Source organism: Streptomyces sp. NPDC048504, from assembly GCF_043200035.1.
Lineage (GTDB): Bacteria > Actinomycetota > Actinomycetes > Streptomycetales > Streptomycetaceae > Streptomyces.
On the sequence record NZ_JBICXA010000009.1, the window covers coordinates 1 to 22,953 of the forward strand.

General features: G+C 71.1%; 24 protein-coding genes and 2 pseudogenes. 16 read left to right on the forward strand and 10 right to left on the reverse strand.

Features of this window, described 5'->3' with window-relative positions; all coding sequences use genetic code 11:
* Positions 1–134: 134 nt before the first annotated feature.
* The 3 genes from ACGFY9_RS22635 to ACGFY9_RS22645 form a co-directional block, all read right to left on the reverse strand.
* A complete protein-coding gene (locus ACGFY9_RS22635) occupies positions 135–644 on the reverse strand; it encodes a flavin reductase family protein (protein WP_393756718.1) in 510 nt (169 codons plus the stop codon).
* 237 nt (positions 645–881) lie between these two features.
* Entirely contained in the window at positions 882–2,057 is a 1,176-nt protein-coding gene (locus tag ACGFY9_RS22640) for an acyl-CoA dehydrogenase family protein (protein WP_393756720.1), read from the reverse strand.
* A gap of 170 nt (positions 2,058–2,227) precedes the next feature.
* Positions 2,228–2,698, reverse strand: a complete 471-nt coding sequence (locus tag ACGFY9_RS22645; protein ID WP_019064483.1) for an RDD family protein — start codon at positions 2,696–2,698, stop codon at positions 2,228–2,230.
* Positions 2,699–2,896: 198 nt separating this feature from the next.
* Here ACGFY9_RS22645 and glnA point away from each other — a divergent pair, with 198 nt between their 5' ends.
* The 5 genes and pseudogenes from glnA (at position 2,897) to ACGFY9_RS22670 (ending at position 7,611) form a co-directional block, all read left to right on the forward strand.
* Positions 2,897–4,306, forward strand: coding sequence for a type I glutamate--ammonia ligase (gene glnA / locus ACGFY9_RS22650; RefSeq protein ID WP_393756722.1), 1,410 nt, complete (start codon positions 2,897–2,899; stop codon positions 4,304–4,306).
* A 97-nt stretch (positions 4,307–4,403) separates the two neighbouring features.
* Complete coding sequence (locus ACGFY9_RS22655; protein WP_393756724.1) at positions 4,404–4,664, forward strand: hypothetical protein; 261 nt, start codon at positions 4,404–4,406, stop codon at positions 4,662–4,664.
* Between the two features lie 2 nt (positions 4,665–4,666).
* Positions 4,667–5,967: pseudogene (locus ACGFY9_RS22660) on the forward strand (hypothetical protein).
* A 133-nt stretch (positions 5,968–6,100) separates the two neighbouring features.
* Complete coding sequence (htpX, locus tag ACGFY9_RS22665; protein WP_393756726.1) at positions 6,101–7,024, forward strand: zinc metalloprotease HtpX; 924 nt, start codon at positions 6,101–6,103, stop codon at positions 7,022–7,024.
* Positions 7,025–7,026: 2 nt separating this feature from the next.
* Entirely contained in the window at positions 7,027–7,611 is a 585-nt protein-coding gene (locus ACGFY9_RS22670; protein ID WP_393756728.1) for a hypothetical protein, read from the forward strand.
* 34 nt (positions 7,612–7,645) lie between these two features.
* Here ACGFY9_RS22670 and ACGFY9_RS22675 read toward each other — a convergent pair whose 3' ends face one another.
* Positions 7,646–7,951: a hypothetical protein gene (locus tag ACGFY9_RS22675; protein ID WP_393756730.1), complete on the reverse strand. Its 306-nt coding sequence runs from the start codon at positions 7,949–7,951 to the stop codon at positions 7,646–7,648.
* Positions 7,952–8,180: 229 nt separating this feature from the next.
* On the reverse strand, positions 8,181–9,521 hold the full coding sequence (locus tag ACGFY9_RS22680) for a DUF2252 domain-containing protein (RefSeq protein WP_393756732.1): 1,341 nt from the start codon (positions 9,519–9,521) through the stop codon (positions 8,181–8,183).
* 153 nt (positions 9,522–9,674) lie between these two features.
* Here ACGFY9_RS22680 and ACGFY9_RS22685 point away from each other — a divergent pair, with 153 nt between their 5' ends.
* Complete coding sequence (locus ACGFY9_RS22685) at positions 9,675–10,859, forward strand: winged helix DNA-binding domain-containing protein (protein ID WP_393756734.1); 1,185 nt, start codon at positions 9,675–9,677, stop codon at positions 10,857–10,859.
* A 190-nt stretch (positions 10,860–11,049) separates the two neighbouring features.
* Here the strand turns inward: ACGFY9_RS22685 and ACGFY9_RS22690 are convergent, their stop codons facing one another.
* From ACGFY9_RS22690 to ACGFY9_RS22705, 4 genes are all read right to left on the reverse strand, one after another.
* A complete protein-coding gene (locus tag ACGFY9_RS22690; RefSeq protein ID WP_033284269.1) occupies positions 11,050–11,364 on the reverse strand; it encodes a hypothetical protein in 315 nt (104 codons plus the stop codon).
* Positions 11,365–11,568: 204 nt separating this feature from the next.
* Entirely contained in the window at positions 11,569–11,916 is a 348-nt protein-coding gene (locus ACGFY9_RS22695; RefSeq protein WP_393757398.1) for an arsenate reductase ArsC, read from the reverse strand.
* A gap of 97 nt (positions 11,917–12,013) precedes the next feature.
* The gene (locus ACGFY9_RS22700) at positions 12,014–12,736 is read right to left on the reverse strand and encodes an aquaporin (RefSeq protein ID WP_393756736.1); all 723 of its coding nucleotides are present in this window, start codon (positions 12,734–12,736) and stop codon (positions 12,014–12,016) included.
* Positions 12,733–13,119 (reverse strand): ArsR/SmtB family transcription factor, encoded by a 387-nt coding sequence (locus ACGFY9_RS22705; RefSeq protein WP_393756738.1) that lies wholly within the window; start codon positions 13,117–13,119, stop codon positions 12,733–12,735. Before ACGFY9_RS22705 ends, ACGFY9_RS22700 begins: the two co-directional genes overlap by 4 nt.
* Positions 13,120–13,189: 70 nt before the next feature.
* Between ACGFY9_RS22705 and arsM the strand changes: the two genes are divergently transcribed.
* The 3 genes from arsM (at position 13,190) to ACGFY9_RS22720 (ending at position 15,347) form a co-directional block, all read left to right on the forward strand.
* Positions 13,190–13,981: an arsenite methyltransferase gene (gene arsM / locus ACGFY9_RS22710; RefSeq protein ID WP_393756740.1), complete on the forward strand. Its 792-nt coding sequence runs from the start codon at positions 13,190–13,192 to the stop codon at positions 13,979–13,981.
* 10 nt (positions 13,982–13,991) lie between these two features.
* Complete coding sequence (locus tag ACGFY9_RS22715; RefSeq protein ID WP_393756742.1) at positions 13,992–14,372, forward strand: arsenate reductase family protein; 381 nt, start codon at positions 13,992–13,994, stop codon at positions 14,370–14,372.
* A 288-nt stretch (positions 14,373–14,660) separates the two neighbouring features.
* Positions 14,661–15,347 (forward strand): hypothetical protein, encoded by a 687-nt coding sequence (locus tag ACGFY9_RS22720; protein WP_393756744.1) that lies wholly within the window; start codon positions 14,661–14,663, stop codon positions 15,345–15,347.
* A gap of 3 nt (positions 15,348–15,350) precedes the next feature.
* On the opposite strand, the gene ACGFY9_RS22725 is transcribed toward ACGFY9_RS22720, so the two are convergent.
* A complete protein-coding gene (locus ACGFY9_RS22725) occupies positions 15,351–16,214 on the reverse strand; it encodes an alpha/beta fold hydrolase (protein ID WP_393757400.1) in 864 nt (287 codons plus the stop codon).
* Between the two features lie 20 nt (positions 16,215–16,234).
* Between ACGFY9_RS22725 and ACGFY9_RS22730 the strand changes: the two are divergent.
* From ACGFY9_RS22730 to ACGFY9_RS22760, 7 genes and pseudogenes are all read left to right on the forward strand, one after another.
* Positions 16,235–16,651: pseudogene (locus ACGFY9_RS22730) on the forward strand (MarR family winged helix-turn-helix transcriptional regulator); the annotation flags it as partial.
* A gap of 256 nt (positions 16,652–16,907) precedes the next feature.
* Positions 16,908–17,936: a glutamine synthetase gene (glnII, locus tag ACGFY9_RS22735; protein ID WP_033284207.1), complete on the forward strand. Its 1,029-nt coding sequence runs from the start codon at positions 16,908–16,910 to the stop codon at positions 17,934–17,936.
* A gap of 83 nt (positions 17,937–18,019) precedes the next feature.
* Positions 18,020–18,940, forward strand: a complete 921-nt coding sequence (locus tag ACGFY9_RS22740; RefSeq protein ID WP_393756746.1) for a DUF6891 domain-containing protein — start codon at positions 18,020–18,022, stop codon at positions 18,938–18,940.
* A gap of 295 nt (positions 18,941–19,235) precedes the next feature.
* Positions 19,236–19,805, forward strand: a complete 570-nt coding sequence (locus ACGFY9_RS22745) for a winged helix-turn-helix domain-containing protein (RefSeq protein ID WP_393756748.1) — start codon at positions 19,236–19,238, stop codon at positions 19,803–19,805.
* An 86-nt stretch (positions 19,806–19,891) separates the two neighbouring features.
* The gene (locus ACGFY9_RS22750; protein WP_393756750.1) at positions 19,892–20,896 is read left to right on the forward strand and encodes an NAD-dependent epimerase/dehydratase family protein; all 1,005 of its coding nucleotides are present in this window, start codon (positions 19,892–19,894) and stop codon (positions 20,894–20,896) included.
* 144 nt (positions 20,897–21,040) lie between these two features.
* On the forward strand, positions 21,041–22,309 hold the full coding sequence (locus ACGFY9_RS22755; RefSeq protein ID WP_393756752.1) for a sensor histidine kinase: 1,269 nt from the start codon (positions 21,041–21,043) through the stop codon (positions 22,307–22,309).
* Positions 22,294–22,947: a response regulator transcription factor gene (locus ACGFY9_RS22760; protein WP_318015915.1), complete on the forward strand. Its 654-nt coding sequence runs from the start codon at positions 22,294–22,296 to the stop codon at positions 22,945–22,947. The genes ACGFY9_RS22755 and ACGFY9_RS22760 overlap by 16 nt, the downstream gene beginning before the upstream one ends.
* The last annotated feature ends 6 nt before the right edge of the window (positions 22,948–22,953 follow it).

Below are 22,953 nucleotides of genomic sequence, written 5' to 3' on the forward strand. Positions count from 1 at the left end.
CCCCGCGCCCGTCCCCTCGCCCGCCCCGGGGGGGGGCCGCGCCCCCCCCCGCCCCCCCCCCACCCATATTGCGCCCGGGGGGGGGCCCCCCCCCCCCCCCCCCCCCCCCCCCCTCCGTCGTAAGCCGGCCACGGTCAGGCCAGGGTCCTGAACCCCCGGTCGTAATACACCATCGGGGACCCCTCCCCCAGCCGCACTCCCGTCACCCGGCCGATCAGGACCGTGTGGTCACCGGCCGGGTGACGTGCGTGTGCGGTGCAGTCCAGCTCGGACAGGGCGCGGTCGACGGTGGGCAGGCCGTCGGGACTGGTGCGCAGGCCGCCGGAGGCGAACTTGTCGGTGCCCTTGGTCGCGAAGCGCACGGCGAGCGGGCGGTGAGCCGGGGCCAGCACGCTCACGGCGAAGCGGTCGCAGTGCCCGAACGACGGCGCCGAGTCGGCGGAGTTCGCCAGACAGACCAGAACCATCGGCGGCTCCAGCGAGACCGAACAGAAGGAGCTGGCGGTGAAGCCGCGCGGGGTTCCGTCCTCGCCGCACGTGGTGACGACCACGACACCGGAGGGGAAGCGGGCCATCGCGGCCCGGAACTCCTCGGGCGCCACGGTCGCGCGTGCTGTCTCCAGTACTTCCTGACGCTCCGGCATGACGGTGCACCACCTGTCGGGCCTCGCGGAGGCCACCGCGGGTTCAGCAGCCTCGGGGCAGCCACGGACGCGGCTCACCGACAGTGATCGGGACCGCCACCCGGGTCCAGATCGACTATGCGGGCAGCGCCGGGGACCGGCAACCGGGGCGGTGCCCGATCGGCGACCGGTAACTGGGGCCCACCTTGCGCACAGCAGGCGGAACCCGCCCAGCACAGGGCAGCCGGAGCCGGCCGGTCAGCGCACGGCGCCCGCCCGCTGCTCCTCGCCGGACAGTGCCCAGGCGCCGTAGGCCGCGCCCGTCGTCTCGAAGGAGAGCGCGACGTGCGAGGCCGCGCTGTTCACGTCGCGCCAGAACCGCTGCACCGGGTCGGACGAGGACTGCCCGGATGTGCCGCTGGCGCGGAAGACGCGGTCCACCGCCGAGACCAGGAGTTCCACCGCCAGTGCCAGGTCCCGGGCGCCCCGGACCGCGGCCTCACCGCCCGGTGGGTTTTCCTCCGTGCCGTCGGCGATCGCCGCCGTACGCAGGATCAGGAGTTCGGCGGCGTCCACCTCGGCGGCCGAGCGGGCCAGCGCGACCTGGGTCGAGGGCTTCTCGCCCACCGCCTGCCCGCGGCGGTCGACGCGCGCACCGGTCCGCGCGATCCAGGCCCGCAGGGCGCCCCTGGCCGCACCGACCAGCGGGGCGGCGAACGGCAGGGCGTTCACGGCGTGCATCGGGACGATGTGGCAGCGGGCGTCCGAGGCGGGGGCCTGGCCCGCGTGCACCACCGAGCGGGCCAGGGTGCGGTGTTCGGGCACGAAGGCGTCGGAGAGGACCAGGGTGTCGCTGCCCGTCCCGCGCATCCCCACGGTGAACCAGCTGTCCTCGATCGAGAAGTCCGCCCGCGGCACGGCGAAGAACCGCACCTCGGGCCGCGCGTCGGGATCCACCGGGCCCTCCGCAGGTACCGCCGCACAGGCCAGTGCCCAGTCGGCGAAGTGCACCCCGCTGATGTACTTCCACTCACCGCTCAGCAGCCAGCCGCCTGCCACGGACTCCGCCTTGCCGGACGGCATGAGCGCGCCGGCCAGCAGGGCGTCGGGACCGTCCGCCCAGATCTCCGCCTGGCCCTCGGCGGGCAGGAACGCCGCGTAGCGCCCGGCGTACGCGGCCAGCGAAGCCGCCCACGCCGCCGACGTGCAGCCCTCCCCCACCAGGCCGACCGCCGAGGTCAGTTCGGAGAAACCACCGGCCTCGCCGCCATGGGCAACCGGTACGAAGTGCCGCGCGAACCCGGCGTCCAGCACCGCCTGGACCACCTCCGGGGAGAGCCTGCGCGCGGTCTCCGCCTCGTCCGTGTGCCGGGCCGCGATCTCGGCGACCCCCGGCGCCCGGGTCACGATCGTCGACTTGTCGCCTTGCGGCATCCTGGCCACCACCTCCGTCGGGAACGGCGACAGTGTCACCGGCAGCGGACCCCGACGACCGCATCCCGGGCCGCGACCGGCCGACCGTCACCCACCCGGCGCGGCAAAGGGGGCGCCCCGGATCGCTCCGGGCGCCCCCATCGTCGTACGACTACTTTCTCTACGGCCTCTCAGATCCGGACTTCCACCGTGCGCGCGAACCGGTCGTGCAGGCCGCGCCCGTCCCGGTCCCAGATCAGGGCCGGGATCGCGATGCAGAGGAGGGCGGTGCGAAGCAGGGTGCGGAGGGGGTTGGGGCGGCCGGTGTCGAGGGCGTACACGCGGAGGCCGAAGAGGCGCTTGCCCGGGGTGAAGCCGATCGTGCCGACCGTGAGGGCGCTGAGGACGAAGAAGACGAGGAGGGCCCAGTTGCCGGTCGCACCCGGCTTGTAGCCGTGGGTGAGCAGGCCGTATGCGATCAACAGGCACAGGGCCCAGTCGACGGCGAGGGCGCCGAGCCGGCGGCCCGGGCGGGCGATCGAGCCGGGGCCGTCCTCGGGCAGGCCCAGCTGCTCACCGCGGTAGCCGAAGTCGACACCTGCCCGCTCCGCGGCCTCACGGGGCCCGGAGAGCCATGAGCCGATTGCATCCCTGTTGTCCACCCGTCCACGGTACTGCCCGCGTTCTGCCATGCGGACAGGAGGGGCCGGCGGGCCCAAGACCGGTTAACTTGGGCGAAACAAATGGGTCACGCTTGAGAAATCCCCCGTCCCTAAGGTCGGGTCCAGCGTGTGCCACCGCACTGGCCGCACGAACGAACTACCACCCCGGCACGGACGGTCGGGAGTAGGAGGAGCTGGATGTTCCAGAACGCCGACGAGGCCAAGAAGTTCATCGCGGACGAGGACGTCAAGTTCGTCGACGTCCGATTCTGCGATCTGCCGGGTGTGATGCAGCACTTCACGCTGCCGGCGACGGCCTTCGACCCGGACGAGGAACTCGCCTTCGACGGCTCCTCGATCCGCGGCTTCCAGGCCATCCACGAGTCCGACATGGCGCTCCGCGCCGACCTGTCGACCGCGCGTGTGGACCCCTTCCGCCGCGACAAGACGGTCAACATCAACTTCTTCATCCACGACCCGATCACGGGCGAGCAGTACTCCCGTGACCCGCGCAACGTGGCCAAGAAGGCGGAGGCGTACCTCGCCTCCACCGGCATCGCCGACACCGCGTACTTCGGTCCCGAGGCCGAGTTCTACGTCTTCGACAGCGTGCGCTTCGAGACCAAGTCGAACGAGAGCTTCTACCACATCGACTCCGAGGCCGGCGCCTGGAACACCGGTGCGGTCGAGGACAACCGCGGCTACAAGGTCCGCTACAAGGGCGGTTACTTCCCGACCCCGCCGGTCGACCACTTCGCCGACCTGCGTGCGGAGATCTCCCTGGAGCTGGCCGCGTCCGGCCTCCAGGTCGAGCGCCAGCACCACGAGGTGGGCACCGCCGGCCAGGCCGAGATCAACTACAAGTTCAACACGCTGCTCGCCGCGGCCGACGACCTCCAGCTCTTCAAGTACATCGTGAAGAACGTGGCCTGGCGCAACGGCAAGACCGCGACCTTCATGCCGAAGCCGATCTTCGGCGACAACGGCTCGGGCATGCACGTCCACTCCTCGCTGTGGGCGGGCGGCTCCCCGCTCTTCTACGACGAGGCCGGCTACGCGGGTCTGTCGGACCTCGCCCGCTACTACATCGGCGGCATCCTCAAGCACGCCCCGTCGCTGCTCGCGTTCACCAACCCGACGGTGAACTCGTACCACCGCCTGGTGCCGGGCTTCGAGGCGCCGGTCAACCTGGTGTACTCGCAGCGCAACCGCTCCGCCGCGATGCGTATCCCGATCACGGGCTCCAACCCGAAGGCCAAGCGCGTCGAGTTCCGCGCGCCCGACTCCTCCGGCAACCCGTACCTCGCCTTCTCCGCCCTGCTCCTCGCGGGCCTGGACGGCATCAAGAACAAGATCGAGCCGGCCGAGCCGATCGACAAGGACCTCTACGAGCTGGCCCCCGAGGAGCACGCGGGCGTCGCCCAGGTCCCGACGTCCCTCCCGGCCGTCCTCGACCGCCTTGAGGCCGACCACGAGTTCCTCCTCGCGGGCGACGTCTTCACGTCCGACCTGATCGAGACGTGGATCGACTTCAAGCGCACGAACGAGATCGCCCCGCTGCAGCTGCGTCCGCACCCGCACGAGTTCGAGCTGTACTTCGACGTGTGATCCAACCGATCGAACCGATCGTCGGGTGCCCCCGTCTCTCTTCGGAGAGGCGGGGGCACCGTCGTACGCAGACTGTTTTCCGGGAGGGGCAACGGGGATGGGACAACAACAGGGCGACGAGGAGCGCGAGTTCGACCTCAAGTGGGCCGACAACGCCGAGCACAAGGAGCCCTCCGCGCGGGCCCGGATGCTCGCGGCCCGCTGGAAGGAGAACCCTCCGGGGCCGGTGCCGTTCCGGGGTGAGCCCGAGGGGGTGGGGCCGCGGCGGTCTTCGTGGATATCGACGGTGGTCGTGCTGGGGAGTGTCGTCGCGGTCATCGTGTTGTTGGGGTACGTCAACTTCCGGGCGCCGTACTAGAGATGGGCGAGAAGATCGATCTTGGGGATCCCCTCGCGTGGCTTCGGCTGGACGAGGCGTTGCGGCGTGAGTCGTACGCGCCCTCCGGCCTTGCTCAGCCTCGGCTCGCGATCGACCTGTGCCACCGCGACGGCAGGATGCGGGAGGCGGCGCTCCAACAGGCCGTCGGGGAACCGGCGTTGCTGCCACTGGTCGTCGTGCGGTGTGCCGACTGGGTCGGGCAAGTGCGGGAGCGGGCACGGGAGTTGCTCCGTGCGGCTCTCGACGTGGATACCGGCGTCGCGCTCGCGCCGCTGATTCTGCTCTTCGGGCGGCGGGGGCGGGGTGCCTTCGCCATCGAGCTGCTCGACGAGGTGCTGCGCCGGGCGTCCCGCGAACAGCTCGCTCCCCTCTTCACCGACGCGGACCGTACCGTGCGTCGTCACGTCCACCGGATCGCGGTCGAGGAGGCCTCCTCTCCCCCGCCGAACTCGCCCGCGCCGCCGCCCGGGACACCGACGCCGTCGTACAGAACCTGTGTGCGGAGGCCGCGCTGGCCGCCGTAGCGAAGACGGGCGGCTACGACGAGGTGCTCGAACCGCTGCTCGGGGCGCGGAATCCGCGTGCCCGGGCGACTGGCGTCACCGCGTTGCGGGCGGCGGGGCAGCCGGGGCGGGCCGAGGGGTTTCTCGGGGATCGGTCGGGGGTCGTGCGGGCCTGTGCTCGGTATGTCGTGCGGCAGGGTGGGGGCGATCCGTTGGCGTTGTACCGGGCCTGGTGCCGTGCGGCGGAGCCCGCGCCGGGGGCCGTGATCGGGCTTGCCGAGTGTGGGGAGCGGCGGGATGCGGCTTTGTTGTGGCCGCTCGTCTCGCATCCGCGTGCCGCCGTGCGGGCGCGGGCCGTGGCCGGGCTGCGGGTGCTGGACGTCGTGGACGTACGGCGGATGCTGCCGTTGCTCGACGATCCGGCGCCCGGGGTCGTGCGGGAGGCGACGCTCGCGCTGTTGCCGTCGGCCGGGCTGGTGCCGGACGGGCCACTCATGGAACGGTTCGCCGGCGGGTGGCCCCGGCATGTGCGCGTCGGCGCGTTCCGGCTGTTGGACGCGCGGGGCGGGATCGTGCGGCTGCGGGCCGCCGTGGCCGTGCTTGATGATCCGGATGAGCGGTTGCGGGCCTGGGGTGCGCAGGTGGTGCAGCGGTGGCATCTGGAGGAGGGGATGACGCCCGGGGACGCCGAGGTGGGTGAGCTGCTCGGGCGGGCCCGGCATCTGTTCAGCGAGTACGTGCTGACGCGGCGGCTGTGGGAGGCCGGGCTCGGCGGCTGACCTGCGCCCCCGCGCGCTCAGCGGATTCTCAGGGACCTTTTGCTCCGCCTAGGGCCGATCGGGACCACTTCATGGGAAGGCGCGGGTGCACACTGGGCGGTGGGACGAGTGCCTGACTGCGGGGTGATGGCAGATGCAGAGCCGCTTCCGGAGCGACCGGCGGTTGACCGTACGTATGGGTCTGACGCTGTTCCTGCTCGGGCTGTTGTACGTGGCGTTCGTGGCCGCGCTGATCGTGTTGCTGAAGTCCTGGGTGCTGGTCGTGGTGCTGGCGGGCGGGCTGCTCGTCGCGCAGTACTGGTTCTCCGACCGGATCGCGCTGTACGCGATGCACGGGCGGATCGTGGAGCGGGAGGAGTATCCCGAGCTGCACGGTGTGATCGACCGGCTGTGTGCCGTGGCCGACATGCCCAAGCCCGTCGTCGCCGTGTCGGACATTGATATGCCCAACGCCTTCGCCACCGGGCGGAACGCCGACCACGCCGTCATCTGCGTGACCACCGGTCTGCTGCGGCGGCTGGAGCCGGCCGAGCTGGAGGGTGTGCTCGCGCACGAACTGTCGCACGTGGCGCACAAGGACGTGGCCGTGATCACGGTGGCGTCGTTCCTCGGGGTGCTCGCCGGGCTGATGGTGCGGTTCGCGTTCTACTCGCAGATCTTCCGGGGGCGGAAAGACCAGAACACGCTCGCCGTGTTCGCCGGGATCATGGGCATCTCGGCGGCCGTCTACGCGATCAGCTTCCTGCTGATCAGGGCCTTGTCCCGGTACCGGGAGCTGGCGGCGGACCGGGCGGCGGCGCTGCTCACCGGCAAGCCCTCGGCGCTGGCGTCCGCGCTCACCAAGGTCGACGGCGACATCGCCCGGATTCCGACCAAGGACCTGCGGACCGCGCAGGCCTTCAACGCCTTCTACTTCAGCCCGGCGAACGGCGCCGAGCCCGGTATCTCGCGGTTCTTCTCGACCCACCCGAGCCTGGAGCAGCGGCTCGACCAACTGGGGCGGATCTCCGCCGAGTTGGGTGAGGCGGCGGTGCCCGGTATCGGGAAGGCGGACTGAGGATGGGGTTGCTGGACATCCTGCTCGGCCGTACGAAACCGGTCGCTCCCGATCTCGACCAGCTGTTCGCGCTGCCCTCGGCGGCGGTGACGCTGGAGGCGGCGGCCGGGTTCCGGCCGACCGGGCGCGGTGCGGTGTGCTTCGCGACGGTGGAGGGCGGGGCGTTCGAGCAGACGCACCGGGAGGTCCAGGCACTGCTGGACGCGGACGCGGAACGCACTGGTCCGCCGGTGGAGCTGGCCCAGGACGCCTACGGCTACTCGTGGCTGGTCTCGCGCCGGACACCGGATCAGCTGTCGTCGCTGGTGAACGATCTGCACGCGGTGAACAGCGCGATGGAGGCCAACGGCTTCGGGCCTCAACTGCTGTGCTCGCTGGCCGGGTTCGAGGATGACAGTGGCCGGCGGCTGGCGCTGGTCTATCTGTACAAGCGCGGGACGTTCTTCCCGTTCGCGCCGCTGGCCGGTGACGGTCAGCGGCGCGACAGCGCGCTGGAACTCCAGGTCAAGTCGATGCTCGGCAACGACCTGCGGATCGAGCAGGACCTGAGCCGGTGGTTCCCGGTGTGGGGCGCCCCCGGGTTGTGACGGGCGCCCCGGACCCTTACGTGCGCTTCTTCTCCTACTTGCTCTTCTCGCGCGCCTGCCGACGCGACTCCAGGGGGCGCTCGCGCTGGTACCGGCGCTCCCACTTGGCCTGCTTGTCACGGCGGTCGCGGTACGCGCGGTAGCTCGACGGGGTGCTTCCCGAGGAGGAACCGCCGCCCGACGAGGACGACGTGGACGATGAGGATGACGTGGACGACGTCGAGTCCCTGCCGTACTGGACGTAGAGGAAGAGCACGGCGACGGCGGCGAGCCACCAGACGTGGTTTCCGAATCCCAGGACGACCAGGACGACGGTCCCGGAAAGGACGATGGTGCCCATGACGGGCCTCCGTGGGCGTGGGTGTGGTGATGTCCGAGCGGTATGAACACTGTCCCGACAGGGCGCTGGGGTAGGCGGCCGACCGCCGGTGGGTTGGGTGCGAACGAGACTAGCGCCGACTCCGCAGGGTGACGCCGGCCCTGCGTGAAACGGTGGTGACCTGCTCCGCAATGCGTCTCCAGCGTAGGGAGTCGGTCACTCGGTGTGCATCTTCTTTTTCTACGGGCGGTCAGATGCCCGGTGCCGCCGAGACCACGCCTGCCGCCACGGCCGCGCCGAGAGCGGCGTGGTCGGCGGTCGTCTGGGTGGCGTAGGACAGGGCGAAGTCCGCCACGGCGCGTTCGAAGGTGTCGGTGCTGCCCAGGTAGGCGGCGATGGCGACGCGGTCGCCGGAGCGGGCGTGGGCTCGGGCGAGGGCGGTGCCGCAGAGGCGGGCGTAGGCCGTGAGGGCCCCCGGGCCCATGCCGACGACGTCGGCGGAGCCCTTCATGTCGCGGAGCTGGCGCCAGTAGAAGGCGCGGCCCTGCGGTCCCGTCATCCAGCCGAGGAAGATGTCGCTGGCCGCCTGGAGGAGGCGCTGGCCCGCTACGACCCGGTGGCCGGGGTGGACGTAGGGGCCGTTCGGCAGGTGCTCTTCCAGTACGGACTTCCGCGCCTCCTTGATCTGCAGGAACAGCGGGTCGTCCTGGTCGCGCCCTGCGAGCAGCACGATGAAGCAGCGGGTGCCCACGCTGCCGACGCCGACGACCTTGCGGGCCGCGTCGACGAAGCGGTAGCGGTCGAGGAGGAGGCGGCGTTCCTCGGAGAGCGTGGAACGGTAGTCGCTGAAGATCTTGCGCAGGGAGGCCATGTCGGCGGCGCCGGCCGGTTCCAGGAGCGGCGGGTCGTGGACGATACGGCGGCGGCCGTCGACGGTCTCGGTCAGTTTGCCCACGGCGTGCAGGCTGGTGCGGCGGCGGGCCCGGGTGAGGCTGGACTCCACCCGGTGGCGATGGCGGCTGGAGCGCACCAGCGGCAGCAGGCTGTCGGCGTCGATCCGCTCGTACCAGACGGCCAGTTCGCCCTTGCGGGCCAGGCCGCGGAGGGCCGTACGGTACGCGGCTGTCGCCTCCAGCGCGGCGCGGTGGGCCTTCGTGTCGCTGTGGCCGTTCTCGCGGCCGGCGACGGCCACGCTTGCGGCGAGGCGCTTCACGTCCCACTCGAACGGGCCCGGGAACGTCTCGTCGAAGTCGTTGAGGTCGAAGAGCAGGGAGCGTTCCGGGGAGGCGTACAGGCCGAAGTTGAGGAGGTGCGCGTCGCCGCAGAGCTGGACGGTGAGGCCGGTGTGCGGCTGGGACGCCAGGTCGGCGGCCATCACGGCGGCCGAGCCGCGCAGGAACGCGAAGGGGGAGGCGGCCATGCGGCCGTACCGGATCGGGAGGAGTTCCGAGAGTCTGTCCCTCCCCTGCCGTTCGAGTACGGCTACGGGGTCCGGGCGGTCCACGGCGGGGATCCAGCCGGCGTGGGCGGAACGGGCAACGCGTTTGCGCGCGGCGCGGCCTCGCTCCGCTCGGTCGGCCGGGGTGGTCATGTGCCGTGTCTTTGCATGCCGCCGCCTTCTGGGATGGCACCGCCTGTTGCTTCGCAGTGAAACCGGGTCGGTACGGGGGTGCATTTCGGGGACGTCGATCGGGTGAACGCTTACTGTCGGTCGAGAAGTGGACGTCTTCGAGGCGAGGTCGAGATGAGTCGCACCCCCCGTCACATCACCACCCCCGAGCGCCGGGCCCGCCTTGCCCTCCGCCACCGCCTCACCCCCAGCACCCGCGCGGCCACCCCCGAGGCCGTCGCCGACTCCCTCGTCGCCCTGCACGGCACGGACCCCGCGACGGTGTACCTGGCGGTGGGCGCCCGCCTCGCCGACCCTTCCCTCACCGTCCCGGAGACCACCCGCGCCCTGTACGAGGACCGCACCCTGCTCCGTATGCACGGCATGCGGCACACGGTGTTCGTGTTCCCCGCCGAGCTGACCGCCGTCGTCCACGCCTCGACCGGGATCGTCGTGGCCGCACGTGAACGGGCCTCCCTGGTCAAGGACATGGCGAAGGCGGGGGCGCCGGACGCGGTCTGGCTGAAGGAGGTCGAGGAGGCGGCGCTCGCCGCACTGGCCCGGCGCGGGCAGGCGACGGCGGCCGAACTCGCGGAGGACGAGCCGAGGCTGAGGGAACAGTGGGTGTACGCCGCCGGGAAGAGCTACCAGGGCGTCCACACCTTGTCGACCCGGCTGCTGAGGGTGCTGGGGGTCGAGGGGAAGGTCGTACGGGGCCGTCCGCTCGGCGGCTGGACGTCGAGCCAGCTGCGCTGGGCGGTGGCGCCGGAACATGCCGAACTCGACGTGGCCGAGGCCCAGTCGACCCTGCTGCGGCGCTGGCTCGCGGCATGCGGCCCCGCCACCGAGGCCGACCTGAAGTGGTGGACGGGCTGGCGGGTGACGGAGGTCCGCCGGGCGCTCGCGGCGATCGGCGCGGAGCCGGTGTCCCTGGACGAGGGGGTGGGGTACGTCGCCGCGGGCGACCTCGCTCCACTGGCCGGTCCCGCGGAGCCGTGGGCGGCCCTGCTGCCCGCCCTCGATCCGACGGCGATGGGCTGGCAGCACCGGGACTGGTATCTGGCACCGGAGCTGCGCCCCGCGCTGTTCGACTACAGCGGCAACGTGGGGCCGACGGTGTGGTGGGACGGGCGGGTGGTGGGGGGCTGGGCCCAGCGTCCGGACGGGGAGATCGTGTGGCGCGTACTCGACCGGACGGACGTCGGGCGGGAGGCGGAGGCCGCGATCGGGGAGGCGGCGGAGCGGTTGCGGGGGTGGGTGGGGGCGACCCGGGTGACACCGCGGTTCCGGACGCCGGTGGAACGGGAGTTGTCGGTGTAGGGGGGCCGATATCGGGGGCCGGAACCATCAGCCGTCCGGCGTTTTGGGCACCGGCCGGCATCATCCAGCCCGTCCGGCGCTTGAGGACGAGGCCGTTCAGGCCGAAGCGGGGGTCTGGGGGCGGCAGCCCCCAGGGACCCTCGCACCGGCGCCGGGCGCCGAAAAGACACACGGCACCCGGCGCCACCCCTCAGCGCGAGTACCGCATCAGCGCCCGCACCATGTGACACGTCGTGTCCGACGGCGCGTGGACGCCGATCAGTTCGGCCGTGCTGCGGATCGTCTCGTTGCGCGCCTGGTTCGGGACGTACACGCCCGAGTCGAGCAGGGCGATGGCCAGCCGCATCGCCTTGAGGCGGCGGTTGTGCGTGACGTACCAGTCCCGCGGGCGTCCGGGCGGCAGCGGGCGCTTCTCCACGGGCACGTAGGGCAGGTCGAGTTGGACGGAACGCTTCGCGGTGGACTGGGTCGGCAACGGCTTCGGCTTCAGTGCGGCAGCGGGCACGGACATCCTCCTGTCGCGGTCAGGGCGCCGTCCGGACCGCCCGGCGACACCCTCGAACACTGCTCCCAGTTTACTGCCCGCCACTGACAACAGGCGAACCCCGACAGCCCACCAAATCCCCAGGTGGGAAAGGATGTTGTCACCGTGTCACGCAAGCTCCGGGAGGTATGCGTGAGGCGGCATCAAATTCGAACAGAGCGGCCCTCAGGCCGGCAGTACGTCCGCGATCAGCCCCCGGACACGGCGCTCGATCGCGTCCCGGATCGGCCGTACGGCCTCGACGCCCTGCCCTGCGGGGTCGTCGAGCTGCCAGTCGAGATAGGTCTTGCCGGGGAAGACCGGGCAGGTGTCACCGCACCCCATGGTGATCACCACGTCGGATGTCTGTACGGCCTCGGTGGTGAGGATCTTGGGAGTCTCGGCGGCGATGTCGATTCCGACCTCGGCCATCGCCTCGACAACCGCGGGGTTCACCTGGTCGGCAGGGGCGGATCCGGCGGAACGGACCTCGACGCGCGGGCCCGCGAGGTGCGTGAGGAAGGCGGCGGCCATCTGTGAGCGGCCGGCGTTGTGGACACAGACGAACAGGACGGACGGGCGTGGGGCGGCAGGTGGTGGCACGGAGGGAGTCCTTGTCTGCGGAGGGCGGTCAGGAAGGGGCGAGTTGCGGGACCGCGGCCGTGTCGTCGACCGGTGCGGGACGGCCGTAGAGCAGCGTCGCGGTGGTCAGTCCGAGGGCCGCGCCCGCCAGTTGGGCCGCGATGAACGGGAGGACGGACGTGGGGGCGATCCCGGAGAAGGTGTCGGAGAAGGCGCGGCCAACGGTCACCGCGGGGTTCGCGAACGAGGTCGAGGACGTGAACCAGTAGGCCGCGCCGATGTAGGAGGCGACGGCTGCCGGGGCCAGGTGGGGGCGGCCGGTGCGTTCCAGTCCGAGGACGAGGAGGATCAGCCCCGCCGTGGCGACGACCTCGCCCAGCCACAGGTGTCCGGCGAACCGGTCGTGGGTGGAGAACTTCAGCAGCGGCTTCGCGAACATGGCGTCGGCCACGACCGCGCCGCCGATCGCCCCGGCCACCTGCGCGGGCACGTACACGGCGACATCCCGCAGCGAGGGTCCGGTGCCGGTACGGCGGCCCGTGAGCCAGGCCGCAAGGGTGACGGCCGGGTTGAAGTGCGCGCCGGAGACCGGCCCGAGCAGGGTGATCAGCGTGCCCAGGCCGAGGACGGTGGCGAGGGAGTTGGCCAGCAGTCGCAGGCCGACGTCGTGCGTCAGCTCGGTGGCCTGGATGCCGGAGCCGACCACGACGGCGACCAGCAGTCCGGTGCCGAGCGCCTCCGCGGCGGCGCGGCGGCCGAGGGGGACGCTCACGCCGGCGCCGCGACGGTCCGCGGGATGACCAGGAATCCGGCGAGGCGGTCCAGGACGTCGGGAAGCACCCAGTAGTACACCCACGTGCCGCGACGCTCGCAGTCGATCAGACCGGCCTGGCGCAGGAGTTTGAGGTGGTGGGAGATCGTCGGCTGGGCCAGGTCGAAGGCGGGCGTCAGCTCGCACACGCACACCTCGCCGCCCTGACCGCGCGAGGCGATCATCGACATGAGCCGTAGGCGGACCGGGTCCCCGAGGGCCTTGAACATCTTGGCCAGTTCCGTCGCGCGCTCGTCGTCCAGCGGTGCGGACGCCAGTCCGCCGCAGCAGGAACCGGCCGGGTCCCCGTCCTGACCGATCACCTGAAGCACTTGTTTCGACATTCTTCTATGTTGACATTCTTCGATCCAGGGCGCAACGTTGCATCGAAGAACATCAATACAGGAGGCAGACATGAGCGAGCACTCCACCGACCTGCGCGAAGTCGTCCGCCGTCGCTACGCCGCCGCGGCCGTCCAGGTCACCGAGGGCGGCACCGGATGTTGCGGGCCGCAGCCGGCCGGGACCGACGACACCTTCGACGACGACATCTTCGGTTCCGCCCTCTACACCGCCGACGAACGCGGCACCCTGCCCGCCGAAGCCGTGGCCGCCTCCCTCGGCTGCGGCAACCCCACCGCCGTCGCCGAACTCCGGGAGGGCGACCGCGTCCTCGACCTCGGCTCCGGCGGCGGCATCGACGTCCTGCTCTCCGCGCGCCGCGTGGGCCCCACCGGCCGGGCGTACGGGCTCGACATGACCGACGAGATGCTCCAACTCGCCCTGGCCAACGCCGAGAAGGCGGGCGCGACCAACGTCGAGTTCCTCAAGGGCGCCATCGAGGCGATCCCCCTCCCGGCGGACACTGTCGACGTCGTGATCTCCAACTGCGTGATCAACCTGTCCGTCGACAAGCCGGCCGTCTTCGCCGAGACCTTCCGCGTCCTGAAGCCCGGCGGGCGTCTCGGCGTCTCGGACGTCGTCGCCGACGACAGCCTCACCTCCGGGCAGCGCGCCGAACGCGGTGACTACGTCGGCTGCATCGCCGGGGCCCTGTCCTTCACGGAGTACCGGGAGGGTCTCGAAGCGGCCGGGTTCACGGATGTCGGGATCACGCCCACCCACCCCGTCGCCGACGGCATGCATTCCGCGCTCGTCCGCGCCACCAAGCCGCCCACCGGGCCGGACCGGGCACCTCTCGCCTAACGTGAACACCATGGAGATCTGGATCAACCCGGCCTGTTCCAAGTGCCGCAGCGCCGTGAGTCTGCTCGACGCCGAAGGGGCCGAGTACACCGTCCGCCGCTATCTGGAGGACGTGCCGAGCGAGGCCGAGATCAGGGACGTACTGGAGCGGCTCGGGCTCGAACCGTGGGACATCACGCGCACCCAGGAGGCCGTGGCCAAGGAATTGGGGCTCAAGTCGTGGGCGCGGGACGCGAGTTCGCGGGAGCGGTGGGTGGCGGCGCTCGCCGCGCATCCGAAGCTGATCCAGCGGCCGATCATCACGGCGGAGGACGGTACGGCGGTGGTCGCCCGCAGTGACGAGGCCGTACGGGACGCGCTGTCACGGCAGCCGGGGTCGACCCAGGGGTAGGTCATGTGGCCGATGTCCGTTCATTTCGGCGGGGCTGCGGCGGCACCACCTGTACGGGGTCGAGCGCGCCCCAATTCGTCGCCGGCACCCGGGAGTTGCGCACGCGGCTGCCGGCCGACGGTGCGCATGCGCACCGTCGGGTCGTTCCTGGCCGACCGGGATCGGGTGCGCTGAGCCCCAATCCCCTTGTGACGCACGTCACTTATGCGACTCGTGTGTCCGCTGAGTTACATCGTTCGGTATCCCGTACATAGCGGCGTACGCTCCCCTACCCCACAGGAGACGCGCATGTCGCGCAGGAGAACTGCCAGTACGAAGAAGAAGCTGGCGCTGCTGGTCACCGCCGCGGCGGTCGCGGGCGGCGGGGCCTTCGCGCTGGCCACCACGTCGAACGCGTCGCAGTCGACGGCGCAGAACGCCAAGACGCTGTCCGCCGCGAACTCGACGGTCTGCCAGGGGCTCGCCACCGCGCTCGGCAACAACCAGAAGTTCATCGACGGTCAACGCGCCGCGCCCGACGCCCAGTCGAGCGCGCGGATCGCCAACCGCGAAGCGGTCATCGCGCAGATCAAGGTGCAGCAGAAGGCGTCCGGTTGTGCGGTTGGGGAGTCGGCTCAGGACTCCCAGGTCGCACAGCCGGCGCAGTCGGCGCCCGCGGGCACCAAGACCACCCCTGCCGCGACCCCTCCGGCGGCGGGCAACACCGGTGGCGGCAACGCCGCCGCGGGCAGCCAGGTGTGCAACGGCTCGACCGTCACGCTCTCCGGCGAGGCCGGTGCGCCCGCCGCGTCGAGCAACCAGTTCCCGGCGGGTACGACGCTGAAGGTCACCAACCTGGACAACAACAAGTCCACGACGGTGAAGGTGACGTCGGTCTCCGGCAGCTGTGTCCTGCTGAACAACGCCGCGTTCGAACAGGTCCGTGAGCCCGGCAAGTTCCTCATCCGCCGCGCTCTGATCCAGAAGGTGGGGTGACGCTCAAGGTCCCAGAAAACCGGTGAGGTGACGGCCCAGTCGCTCCGGCGCGGCATGCGGCAGCGCGTGATGCGAGACGTCCGCGAGGATGTCCGTCTCGACGCGCGGCAGCAGACCGCCCGCCCGGGCCGCCACCAGGTGCGTGTCACAGGTCCTGCTGCTTCCGGCCAGAAGCAGCAGGACCGACGCGTTCAGCCCGCGCAGCGCCTCGGGCGCCGGACGGGGACCGGTCACCGGTCTCGCGGACGGGAACCCCGCGCCCGCCTCCTGGAGGCGGAGCCAGTCGGGGTCCAGCGGCACTCCCCCGGTCTCCCACTCCAGGAACGCGCGGACGCGGCGCGGAGTGGGCCGGAGCAGCATCGGCAGTGCGTGCAGCAGGTACGCCGTCTCGAACCCGGCGAAGCACTGGGTCGGGTCGAGGAGGAACAGACGGCGTACGCGGGCAGGCGCGCGCAGTGCGTAGTGCAGCGCGATCCAGCCGCCGTAGGAATGGCCGCCGAGGTCCACGACCGACGCCCCCAGCCCGTCGAGCACCGCGTCCAGCCAGTCCACCAGATCGGCCACCGTGCGCGGCCTCCGGCCGACCACCGGAACGCTGCGGCCCGGGGCGCCGATCAGGTCGACGGCGTGGACGCGGTGGGTGCGGGCGAGGTCGGCGGCCTGGGCGTACCAGGACGCCGAGGTCGCTCCCCCGCCGCCCGGCAGCAGCACGAGCGGGCGGCCGTCGGCGGGTCCGCACACATTCACGTAGGTCTCCCCGAACGGCGTCGGGACGGTCACCGCCTCCCGGTCCTCGGGCCACTTCGCCATGACCTTGTCGTAGGCGGACCCGAAGCGGTCGGGGTCGTACGGGCCGCGGATTCCCATGCCGCTCACCTCTCCCTCCCCTTCATTGTCCCTGGGCCGTCGCGGTCGAACTCGGCCTGCACAGCGCCCGGTTCGCGAACCAGAACGGCATGCACCCCACAGACGTACGCGCCCTGATCGCCCTCATGGACGCGGCCCGGGCCGGCGAGGAGATGACGACCGGGCGGCTCGGCGGCGCGCTCGGGCTCAACTCGGCGGGCACCACCGCCCTGGTCGACCGGCTGGAGCGGGCCGGGCACGTGCGGCGGGTGCGGGGCGAGGGGGACCGGCGCAAAGCCGTGGTCGAAGTGGACCAGCGGGCGGTCGCACTCGGGCAGGACTTCTTCGGTCCGCTCATCGGGAGCGCCGTAGAACTGCTCCAGGGCTACGACGACCGGGAGTTGGCGGCGATCCGCAGCTTCCTGGCCGGGGTCCGCGAGGCCGCCGCCGAGAGCTAACCCCATCGCATACGAGCCGTACGGCGGCCCCCGTCTGCGACTGCGAACAGCGGGTTCACAGCGGTCTCAGGGTGCGCCGTGCGCAGCGCACGTGAACCGCGACACAGCGCCACCAGGTAACACGGGGTTCACACTTGGGCAATGATCGGGAAATCGCATGTTGACAGGCTGCGCGGCATGAATCGCGGCGCTCCAGTGCCGCTGCGCCGCAGCACCCGCAAGTGCGACGAATGACCCACCCCGAAGGATGTGGCCCGTGACCTTCAAGGCTGAGTACATCTGGATCGACGGCACCCAGCCGACGGCCAAGCTCCGTTCCAAGACGAAGATTCTGGCCGACGACGCCAAGGGCGCCGAGCTCCCGATCTGGGGCTTCGACGGGTCGTCCACGAACCAGGCCGAGGGGCACTCCTCGGACCGCGTGCTCAAGCCGGTCGCCAGCTTCCCGGACCCGATCCGCGGCGGCGACGACATCCTCGTCATGTGCGAGGTCCTGGAGATCGACATGACGCCGCACGAGTCCAACACGCGTGCCGCGCTCGTCGAGGTCTCCGAGAAGTACGCCGCGCAGGAGCCGATCTTCGGCATCGAGCAGGAGTACACCTTCTTCGACGGCGCCCGTCCGCTCGGCTTCCCCGAGGGCGGCTTCCCGGCCCCCCAGGGCGGCTACTACTGCGGTGTCGGCGCCGATGAGATCTTCGGCCGCGAGATCGTCGAGGCCCACCTGGAGAACTGCCTGAAGGCCGGTCTCGCGATCTCCGGCATCAACGCCGAGGTCATGCCCGGCCAGTGGGAGTTCCAGGTCGGCCCGGTCTCTCCGCTGGAGGTCTCCGACCACCTGTGGATCGCCCGCTGGCTGCTCTACCGCACCGCCGAGGACTTCGGCATCTCCGCGACCCTCGACCCCAAGCCGGTCAAGGGCGACTGGAACGGCGCGGGCGCGCACACCAACTTCTCCACCAAGGCGATGCGCGAGGGCTACGACGCGATCATCACCGCGTGCGAGTCCCTCGGCGAGGGCTCCAAGCCCCTCGACCACGTCAAGCACTACGGCGCCGGCATCGACGACCGCCTGACGGGCCTGCACGAGACCGCCCCGTGGAACGAGTACTCCTACGGCGTCTCCAACCGCGGTGCCTCGGTCCGTATCCCGTGGCAGGTCGAGAAGGACGGCAAGGGCTACATCGAGGACCGCCGTCCGAACGCGAACGTCGACCCGTACCTGGTGACCCGGCTGATCGTCGACACCTGCTGCGCCGCGCTGGAGAAGGCCGGCCAGGTCTGATCCGCCCCGCTCGTAGGGAGAGGCGTCCACCGTCGTGGTGGGCGCCTCTTCGCGTTGTCAGTGGCGCGTGCCATCGTGGGAACATGAAGATCGACGGGGGTCTCGCCATCAAGGTCGAGACGGAGAACGGGCGGACGCACAGCCGCATTTCGGCGCTACGGCTGCGGGGGCTGGTGGCGCGGACCGGCGGCGCCGGCGACCGTTTCCTGGTCGTGCAGCGGATACCGGACCTCCCGGACGTGTTCGCGCAGGTGTGGCACGAGGAGGGCGGGGACTTCCGGCTGGAACACCGGCTGAGCGGGAACGAGTTCTACGGTACGAACCTGGACGGCGCGGACCGGGTGGCGGATCTCCTGACCGGCTGGGCACGGCAGACGGCCGGGTGGGACGCGGGCGTCGCGTGGGAGCCGGTCGACCTGGGGCCTCAGGAGGAGGTTCCCGAGATGCCGGACGAGGTGCGGGAGAAGGTCGAGGAGCGGGTCCGGGTCCGGCTGCGCTGCGGCTACGACGACCGGAAGGTGCTGACCGAGATCGCCGAGGAGTGGCTGGTCGACGGCGACGAGCGGCCGGTGTCGCGTGCCCAGGCCGCCCTGCTGGTGGACCGGTTGTGGCTGGAGCGGGTGGCCGAGCAGGCGGACTGGGCGGACGTCACCGACCCGGACCGGATCAGCCGCGCCTTCGAGACGCTGGACGCGAGCGGCATCACGGCCCGGGAGAACTTCGCCTGCTGCCGGGGCTGCGGCCTCGCGGAGATAGGCGCCGAGCGGGAGGACGCCCGCGGCTTCGTCTTCTTCCACGAGCAGGTCACCGAGCACGCCGCCGAGGGATACGGCCTCGCGCTGCACTACGGCGGGTTCGACGGCTCGGCCGAGACCACCGCGGCCGTCGGGCACGAGGTGCTGGCCGCGCTGCGTGGAGCCGGGCTGTCCGCCGGCTGGGACGGCGATCCGGACAAGGCGATCGACGTCGTACCGCTGACCTGGCACAGACGGCTGGTGGGCTGAGGAGCCGGGCGTCGGCTTCACGCCAAGGAAGCGTCCAAGCTGTGAGAGGAGGGTCCTGTTGCGGGCGTGTGTCTGCTTCAATGGGCGCATGGGCAACTACCAGAAGTGCGGAGCGACGGGTCGCCATGACCTTGAGCCCTTCTGGCCTTCCCGTCAGCACCATGACTTCGACCGGGTGTGTTGTCGCGCGATGAACGCGCCGGCCCTCTAAAGCCGAAACACCCTCGGCCTCCGGCCTGCGCGACTCGACGTACGTCCCCTCGACGAACCTCTCGCGCGAAAGAGCTGACTTCTCATGGCGATCATCCATTCCCTCCCCGCTCTCCCCTCCGCCCCGCTCGACACCCCCACCCCGAACGCCCCACGGCACCATCTGCGCGCCGTGGACCGGGACGAGGTGATCGACGTCGCGGAGTTCCTGCCTCCGGGCGCCACCTGGCTGCCCGCGCCTCCGCACACGCTGCCCACGCTGCCGGGGCAGCCGCCGATGGTCGGGTACCTCGTCCTCATCCCGGCCGACAGCCCGCACCTCACCCGGACCGACCCGGTCCCGCCCCTCCCCGCCGAGGCCGAACCGCTCGTCCGCATCGACACCGTGCAGCGCACCGCCCAGCTGAACGGCGCGGAACTCGACCTGACGTACCTGGAGTTCGAACTCCTCGCGCACTTGGTGGCGCACCCCAACCGGGTGCACACGCGCGACCAGTTGGTCACCACGGTGTGGGGGTACGGGCATGTGGGCGACGGCCGTACCGTCGACGTCCACATCGCGCGGCTGCGCCGCAAGCTGGGCGTCGAGCACCGCAAGGCGATCCAGACCGTGCGGAGGGTCGGGTACAAGTACACGCCGCCGACCGCGCGTTGATCATCAGCCGGCTGGTGGCCGGCTGAGCTTCTGCTGACGGCAGATCCGTGTTCCGTTCCGTGAGCCCCGCGGGCAGAGTCGGCGGTATGAGACTTCTGGTGCTGGGCGGTACGGAGTTCGCGGGGCGGGCCGTCGTGGAGGCGGCCCTCGGCCGGGGCTGGGAGGTGACCGTCCTCAACCGGGGACGCCACGAACCCCCTTCCGGGGTAAGGGCGTTGCGGGGTGACCGCACCGCGCCTGGTGGGCTCGCCGCGTTGGCCTCGGGCGAGTGGGACGCCGTGGTCGACACCTGGTCGGCGGCGCCGCGCGCGGTCGACGACGCGGCGCGGCTGCTGGCCGACCGGGTGGGCCGGTACGTGTATGTGTCGAGCTGCTCCGTGTACGCGTGGGCGCCGCCTGCCGGGTACGGGGAGGACGCGCCGCTCGTCGAGGGGGCCTCGGCCTCCGCCGACAAGACCGATTACGCGCGGGACAAGCGGGGCGGGGAGCTGGCCGCGCTCGCGGCGTTCGGGGCGGAGCGGTCGGTGTTCGCCCGGGCCGGGCTCATTCTCGGGCCGTACGAGAACATCGGGCGGTTGCCGTGGTGGCTGGGGCGGGTTGCGCGGGGCGGGCCGGTGCTGGCGCCCGGGCCTCGGGATCTGGCGCTTCAGTATGTCGATGTGCGGGATCTGGCGGAGTGGTTGCTGGGTTCCGTGGAGCGGGAGTTGAGCGGGGCGTACAACCTGATCTCCGCGCAGGGGCACGCGACGATGGGGTCGCTCCTGGACGCGTGTGTGCGGGTTACCGGTGGAGGGGCTGAGCTGCGTTGGACCTCGCCGGAAGTCGTGCTCGGGGCCGGTATCGAGCCGTGGACTCAGTTGCCGGTGTGGGTGCCGGAGGGTAGTGACGGGCACGACGCGCTCCACCGGGCTGATGTGTCTCGGGCGCTTGCGACCGGGCTGAGCTGTCGTTCTGTCGACGAGACGGTGGCCGATACGTGGAGTTGGTTGCAGGGGATCGGGGGTTCCGCGCCGCAGCGGGGGGATCGGCCGGGGGCGGGGCTTGACCCTGTTGTTGAGGCGAAGGTGCTGGGGGTGCCGTTGGAGGGGTGATTTGTTGTCTGCGGGCGCGTTGGGGCTGGTCGCGCAGTTCCCCGCGCCCCTAAAGGACCTAAGCCAGCCGGTGTTGCCAGCGACACCCCCACCACGGTGGCCCGGCCCCGTGACCTGGCCTGGCTGTTCCGTGAGACTGGGCTCATGGACACGAAAAGCGAGAGTGGGCGGGCCCGGGGCGTTCTCGTGGCGGGGGTGCGTGCTCTTGGGCTCGCTCTCATCTCCCTCTCCGGGTCGCTCGTCCTCCTTGTGCTGACCGTCGTGTCTCTTGTGGCCGTCCCGCTCGGTGTCGGGCTGTTCACCACGCCCTGGGTGCTCAGTGCTGTGCGCGCCCATGCGAACCTGCGGCGGCTGCTCGGCGCGCAATGGTGCGAGGTGCGTATTCCGACGACGTACCGCTCCATCCCCACCGATGCGCTCCCCTGGACCCGGACCATCCGCATGCTCCGTGACCCCGCCACCTGGCGGGATCTGCGGTGGCTGCCTGTCGACATGGTCGCCGGGTTCGTCACCGCGTTGGTGCCTGCGGCTCTGGTGTTCTATCCGCTGGAGGGGTTCGCGTTGGCGTTCGGGTTGTGGCGGGTGTTCACGGACGGAACGTATGTGGGGTGGTGGTACGGGTTCGTGCCGGTGGGTGGGCAGGGCAGTGCGCTGCTCGCGGGGCTTCTGGGGGTCGGGATTCTCGTCGCTTCCCTCTTTCTCACCCTTCCCCTCCTCCGCGTTCACTTTCTGCTGACGCGTTCCCTCCTTGCCCCGGGGCAGGGTGAACTCGCCGAGCGGGTACGGGTGTTGACGGAGACGCGGCGGGATGCGGTGGACGGTTCGGCTGCCGAGTTGCGGCGGATCGAGCGGGATCTGCATGACGGGGCGCAGGCCCGGCTGGTCGCCATGGGGATGGATCTCGGGACCATCGAGGCGCTGGTGGAGAAGAACCCTGCCAAGGCAAGGGAGTTGCTCGCCCGGGCCCGGCAGTCCTCCGTCGAGGCCCTCGACGAGCTGCGTGATCTCGTTCGGGGGATTCATCCGCCGGTGCTGGCGGAGCGTGGACTCGGGGATGCCGTACGGGCGTTGGCGTTGCGGATGCCGGTGCCGACCGAGGTGTCGGCGGAGCTCGGGGGTGGGCGGGCCGACGCGCCGGTCGAGTCGGCCGCTTATTTCGCCGTGAGTGAGGTGCTCACCAACGCCGTGAAGCACTCCGGTGCCGACCGGATCTGGGTCGACATGCGGTATGCGGAAGGGGCGTTGAGGGTCTCCGTCACCGACAACGGGCGGGGTGGCGCGGTGGTCGGGGGCGGGTCGGGGCTCTCCGGGGTCGAGCGGCGGCTGGGTACATTCGACGGCGTCCTGGCCGTCAGCAGTCCCGCGGGCGGTCCCACCATGGTGACCATGGAGATTCCGTGCGTGTTGTCCTAGCCGAAGACCTGTTCCTGCTGCGGGACGGGCTGGTGCGGCTGTTGGAGGCCTACGACTTCGAGATCGTCGCGGCGGTGGAGAGCGGGCCCGAACTCACCAAGGCGCTGGCCGAGTCGGCGCCCGACGTCGCCGTGGTCGACGTACGGCTGCCGCCCACGCACACCGACGAGGGGCTGCAGTGCGCGTTGCGGGCGCGACGGGAGCGGCCGGGGTTGCCGGTGCTGGTGCTGTCGCAGCACGTGGAGCAGTTGTACGCGCGGGAGTTGCTCGCCGACGGGACCGGCGGGGTGGGCTATCTGCTGAAGGACCGGGTGTTCGACGCCGAGCAGTTCGTGGATGCCGTGCGGAGGGTGGCAGGGGGTGGGACGGTGATGGATCCGCAGGTCATCCAGCAGTTGCTGGCGCGGCGGGCCGCCGACGACCGGCCGCTGGGGCGGTTGACGCCGCGGGAGGTCGAGGTGCTGGAACTGATGGCGCAGGGGCGGTCGAACGCGGCGATCGCGGGACAACTCGTCGTCACGGAACGGGCAATCGGGAAGCACACGTCCAATATTTTCGCCAAACTGGGGCTGGAAGTCTCGGACGATGACAATCGACGCGTGCTGGCGGTATTGGCCTATTTGGACCAGGGACGCTGAGCACTA

Excerpts from the sequence above, each read along its gene's own strand:
- ACGFY9_RS22725 (WP_393757400.1), bottom strand. The coding sequence starts at position 16,214 with ATGGGAATCCGCGGCCCGTACGACCCCGACCGCTTCGGGTCCGCCTAC.
- ACGFY9_RS22720 (WP_393756744.1), top strand. The coding sequence starts at position 14,661 with ATGTCGCGCAGGAGAACTGCCAGTACGAAGAAGAAGCTGGCGCTGCTG.
- ACGFY9_RS22745 (WP_393756748.1), top strand. The coding sequence starts at position 19,236 with ATGGCGATCATCCATTCCCTCCCCGCTCTCCCCTCCGCCCCGCTCGAC.
- ACGFY9_RS22655 (WP_393756724.1), top strand. The coding sequence starts at position 4,404 with ATGGGACAACAACAGGGCGACGAGGAGCGCGAGTTCGACCTCAAGTGG.
- ACGFY9_RS22640 (WP_393756720.1), bottom strand. The coding sequence starts at position 2,057 with ATGCCGCAAGGCGACAAGTCGACGATCGTGACCCGGGCGCCGGGGGTC.
- ACGFY9_RS22750 (WP_393756750.1), top strand. The coding sequence starts at position 19,892 with ATGAGACTTCTGGTGCTGGGCGGTACGGAGTTCGCGGGGCGGGCCGTC.
- ACGFY9_RS22695 (WP_393757398.1), bottom strand. The coding sequence starts at position 11,916 with ATGGCCGCCGCCTTCCTCACGCACCTCGCGGGCCCGCGCGTCGAGGTC.
- glnA (WP_393756722.1), top strand. The coding sequence starts at position 2,897 with ATGTTCCAGAACGCCGACGAGGCCAAGAAGTTCATCGCGGACGAGGAC.
- ACGFY9_RS22680 (WP_393756732.1), bottom strand. The coding sequence starts at position 9,521 with ATGACCACCCCGGCCGACCGAGCGGAGCGAGGCCGCGCCGCGCGCAAA.
- ACGFY9_RS22740 (WP_393756746.1), top strand. The coding sequence starts at position 18,020 with ATGAAGATCGACGGGGGTCTCGCCATCAAGGTCGAGACGGAGAACGGG.
- ACGFY9_RS22705 (WP_393756738.1), bottom strand. The coding sequence starts at position 13,119 with ATGTCGAAACAAGTGCTTCAGGTGATCGGTCAGGACGGGGACCCGGCC.
- ACGFY9_RS22635 (WP_393756718.1), bottom strand. The coding sequence starts at position 644 with ATGCCGGAGCGTCAGGAAGTACTGGAGACAGCACGCGCGACCGTGGCG.
- ACGFY9_RS22715 (WP_393756742.1), top strand. The coding sequence starts at position 13,992 with ATGGAGATCTGGATCAACCCGGCCTGTTCCAAGTGCCGCAGCGCCGTG.
- arsM (WP_393756740.1), top strand. The coding sequence starts at position 13,190 with ATGAGCGAGCACTCCACCGACCTGCGCGAAGTCGTCCGCCGTCGCTAC.
- ACGFY9_RS22675 (WP_393756730.1), bottom strand. The coding sequence starts at position 7,951 with ATGGGCACCATCGTCCTTTCCGGGACCGTCGTCCTGGTCGTCCTGGGA.
- ACGFY9_RS22755 (WP_393756752.1), top strand. The coding sequence starts at position 21,041 with ATGGACACGAAAAGCGAGAGTGGGCGGGCCCGGGGCGTTCTCGTGGCG.
- ACGFY9_RS22685 (WP_393756734.1), top strand. The coding sequence starts at position 9,675 with ATGAGTCGCACCCCCCGTCACATCACCACCCCCGAGCGCCGGGCCCGC.
- htpX (WP_393756726.1), top strand. The coding sequence starts at position 6,101 with ATGCAGAGCCGCTTCCGGAGCGACCGGCGGTTGACCGTACGTATGGGT.
- ACGFY9_RS22670 (WP_393756728.1), top strand. The coding sequence starts at position 7,027 with ATGGGGTTGCTGGACATCCTGCTCGGCCGTACGAAACCGGTCGCTCCC.